General features: G+C 71.3%; 4 protein-coding genes. All 4 read right to left on the minus strand.

What is annotated here, in order from left to right; all coding sequences use genetic code 11:
* Positions 1-30 precede the first annotated feature (30 nt).
* From JS521_RS18795 to JS521_RS18810, 4 genes are read right to left on the minus strand one after another with little or no spacing between them, the layout of a single operon-like run.
* A complete protein-coding gene (locus tag JS521_RS18795) occupies positions 31-1,212 on the minus strand; it encodes a DNA cytosine methyltransferase (protein WP_205084136.1) in 1,182 nt (393 codons plus the stop codon).
* A complete protein-coding gene (locus JS521_RS18800) occupies positions 1,212-2,081 on the minus strand; it encodes a DUF2637 domain-containing protein (RefSeq protein ID WP_205084137.1) in 870 nt (289 codons plus the stop codon). Before JS521_RS18800 ends, JS521_RS18795 begins: the two co-directional genes overlap by 1 nt.
* Positions 2,078-2,353: a DUF6303 family protein gene (locus JS521_RS18805; protein WP_205084138.1), complete on the minus strand. Its 276-nt coding sequence runs from the start codon at positions 2,351-2,353 to the stop codon at positions 2,078-2,080. The genes JS521_RS18800 and JS521_RS18805 overlap by 4 nt, the downstream gene beginning before the upstream one ends.
* Positions 2,350-2,631, minus strand: coding sequence for a DUF6284 family protein (locus JS521_RS18810; protein ID WP_205084139.1), 282 nt, complete (start codon positions 2,629-2,631; stop codon positions 2,350-2,352). The genes JS521_RS18805 and JS521_RS18810 overlap by 4 nt, the downstream gene beginning before the upstream one ends.
* Positions 2,632-2,819: the final 188 nt, after the last annotated feature.

Consider the following 2,819-nt stretch of genomic DNA (forward strand, 5'->3'; position numbering starts at 1 on the left):
GGCAGGTGGTCCATGGCGGGTCCTTCCGGGTCAGGCCGCGGTGGGCAGGGCATGGGCGGTGTGCCGGTCGAGGAGGGCTCGCAGGGCGGCGGTGGCCTGTTGGGGAACGACGCCGTTGCCGAGGGCGTGGAGTTGCTGGGTGCGGGTGAGTCCGGGGACGTCGGTGACGTGGCCGGCGGGCAGGCCCATGAGCCACTCGACGAACGCGGGGTTCAGGCGATGTCGATCGTCAGTTGCCCATGGGGCTCGTCGTCCGGTGGTGTTCTCCCAGCGGTGGATGGCGGGGGCGAAACGGCCCCAGTCAGCGTCGGGTTGCCCCGCCCGTACGTCGGGCTGGTCCGGTCCCCGTCCGCCGCGGTTGGGGTCGGGAACAGCGGGAGGACGACCTGGGACAGTGGCGGCCGGAATCCCTCGGAGGCCCGGCGCCCGGGTGTTCCCGTGTCCGAGGCCCGCGGGGTCGGCAGCAGGTGTCGTGCCGCGTCGAGGAGCGTCGGCCCGTAGCCCGAGCTGTAGGGCGTTCCGTCCGAGCGGAAGTTCGCCGTGCTCGGGGAGGATGCGTGCGGTGTGGGCAGGAGCGTCACGGTGGTCCGCAGGTCCATCCCCCCGTCCCCGTGCACCCCGGGGCCGTTGGTGTCCGAGGTTCGGGGTGTCGGCAGCAGTGGCGAGGAGGAAGAGGCGTTGGCGCTGGTGGGGAGCGCCGACCTCCGACGCGCGTACAGTGCACCACTCCGCATCGAACCCGAGGCGGGCAAGGTCGGCGAGGACGGTGTCGAATCCGAGTCGAAGGTGACCGCTGACGTTCTCAAAGACCGCGATGCGGGGTCGTAGAACGCGAAGGGCACGGGCAATCCACGGCCAGATGTGACGCTCATCAGCGGTTCCTTTCCGCTTGCCGGCACTGCTGAAGGGCTGGCAGGGGTAACCCCCGCAGAAGACGTCCACCGGCTCGACGTCGGCCCAGTCCACGGCGGTCAGGTCGCCCAGGTTCGGGACGTCCGGCCAGTGGTGGGCGAGGACCGCGTTGGCGCCGGGGTCGATGTCCGACACCCACGCCGTGGTGCCGCCGAACACCTCCTCCACGGCCATGTCGAGTCCGCGGTAGCCGGAGCAGACGGAGCCGATCCGAGGGCCGACAGCCGCGGCGAGCTGTCCGGCGAGCACGGGAGTCGGCGGACGGTCCAGGAGACGGCGAGCCTGATGCAGCCGGTCCATCACGCCGCCACCCCCTCACCGGAACCGGCCGCCCGCTCGCGCTCGGCGCGCAGGGTGTCGCGCAGGACACGGGCCTTGGCCGGGGAGGTGTGAACGGCCTTGCGGATGCCCTCGGCGGTCAGCTCCCGATCCGACCAGTCGGCCGTAGCCTTACGGGCCTCAGTCAGGAGCTGGTCGGCGGTGCGGACCGATCGACTCGATCGGGCCACCTCGGGAACACGTCCGGTCGCCCGGCGCGGGCGGGTCGACGCGGCGGCCACCGCGCCGACCGGAACCCGACCGGTCGACTTCATCAGCGAGACCACCGGGGCGGCTTCCAGCTCCGCAGGAACCGGGGCCGGAGTGATCGGCGCGGGGGCCGATACTCCCAGGTCAGCCGTAGACCGATTTACATATGTCTCGGCCGATTCATTCTGATTCGGGGTGGTGGCCGGTGTCTCGATCGGTCGGTGGTGCAGGACCTTGGCGACCAGGTCGGAGCCGAAGTAGATCGACCCGACCGGCAGCGACGTGGCCAGCAGGACCAGCGCCCAGTTGGCGGGATCCCAGTCGGCCAGTCGACCCCAGTCGACCACCTCGTCGTGCAACTGCGGGACGAGTCCGTGGACGTAGTTGAGGACGAGTGAGGCCAGGGTGTAGGCGGCCAGCACCCGCAGCGCGAACCTTCGGGCATCATCGGTCAGGACCAGGGTCGCGACCAGGGCCAGCGCCATCAGCCCGTCGACCACGAACGGGTAGAGGAACGCTGCGGTCTCGTCGGCCCCGGTGGCGGTGGCAACGTCCCGCAACGCGTTCCACGACACCCGGAACGCCATCCCGACCACACCGACCAGCGCGGCGACCAGCAGGCCCTTGCCGAAGCGGTTCATGACGCCCCGCCCATCCGCTGCACGTCCAGGGACGCCAGCAGCTCGACGCGATCCATGACCCCGGCAGGAAGCTCCTGCCACTCCCACGCGGCACTGTCCGCAGGGACGTAGCCGAGCCGGGCCAGCGCATCCGCCCGTTCCTGCACCGTGGGCACCGGCCCAGTCCGCTTGAACGAGTGCTCGGGCCACTCCATGCTCGTTCGGTCGGTGACCACGTACAGCTCCCACTCACCCCGGAAGCTGTTGGACAACCGCGCCCCGTGAACCGTCATGCCGCACCCCCGGACACCGTGGCGTTCGTCGAGGCAGCGGAGAGGTTGGTGAGGTCCCGGCGGGCGGCCAGCACCCGCCGGCGGGCCCGGCGGATACGCCGCTCGTCCAGCTCGGACGGGGTGCGGTCGATGGTCATGATCTGCGCGTCGAGGAGAGCTACCTCCGCGAGGATCAGCGGCGACTCAACCTCGATCGCGTCCAGCTCGGCGTCCGACGGCTCACCGTCGAACGGGGCGGCGGCCGTAACGGCCGTCTGAAGTGCTGCGATGCTCTTCATTGGGTCAGTTCCTCTCAGACAGGAACGGCTCACAGAGACCCCCGGGGTGGCACCCCCGGGGGTCTCGCCGTTGGAACCAGCCGGCTCCCCTCGGCCCCGCCCGTACAGCACCCCGGGAAGCGGGCGGGACGGGGGGGGGGGGGCACCGGGGCGGGGCGGGGCGCCGCGGGTGGGGGGGTGATGAGCCC

Source organism: Streptomyces durocortorensis, from assembly GCF_016901035.1.
GTDB lineage: Bacteria > Actinomycetota > Actinomycetes > Streptomycetales > Streptomycetaceae > Streptomyces > Streptomyces durocortorensis.

Excerpts from the sequence above, each read along its gene's own strand:
- JS521_RS18795 (WP_205084136.1), bottom strand. The coding sequence starts at position 1,212 with ATGGACCGGCTGCATCAGGCTCGCCGTCTCCTGGACCGTCCGCCGACT.
- JS521_RS18800 (WP_205084137.1), bottom strand. The coding sequence starts at position 2,081 with ATGAACCGCTTCGGCAAGGGCCTGCTGGTCGCCGCGCTGGTCGGTGTG.
- JS521_RS18805 (WP_205084138.1), bottom strand. The coding sequence starts at position 2,353 with ATGACGGTTCACGGGGCGCGGTTGTCCAACAGCTTCCGGGGTGAGTGG.
- JS521_RS18810 (WP_205084139.1), bottom strand. The coding sequence starts at position 2,631 with ATGAAGAGCATCGCAGCACTTCAGACGGCCGTTACGGCCGCCGCCCCG.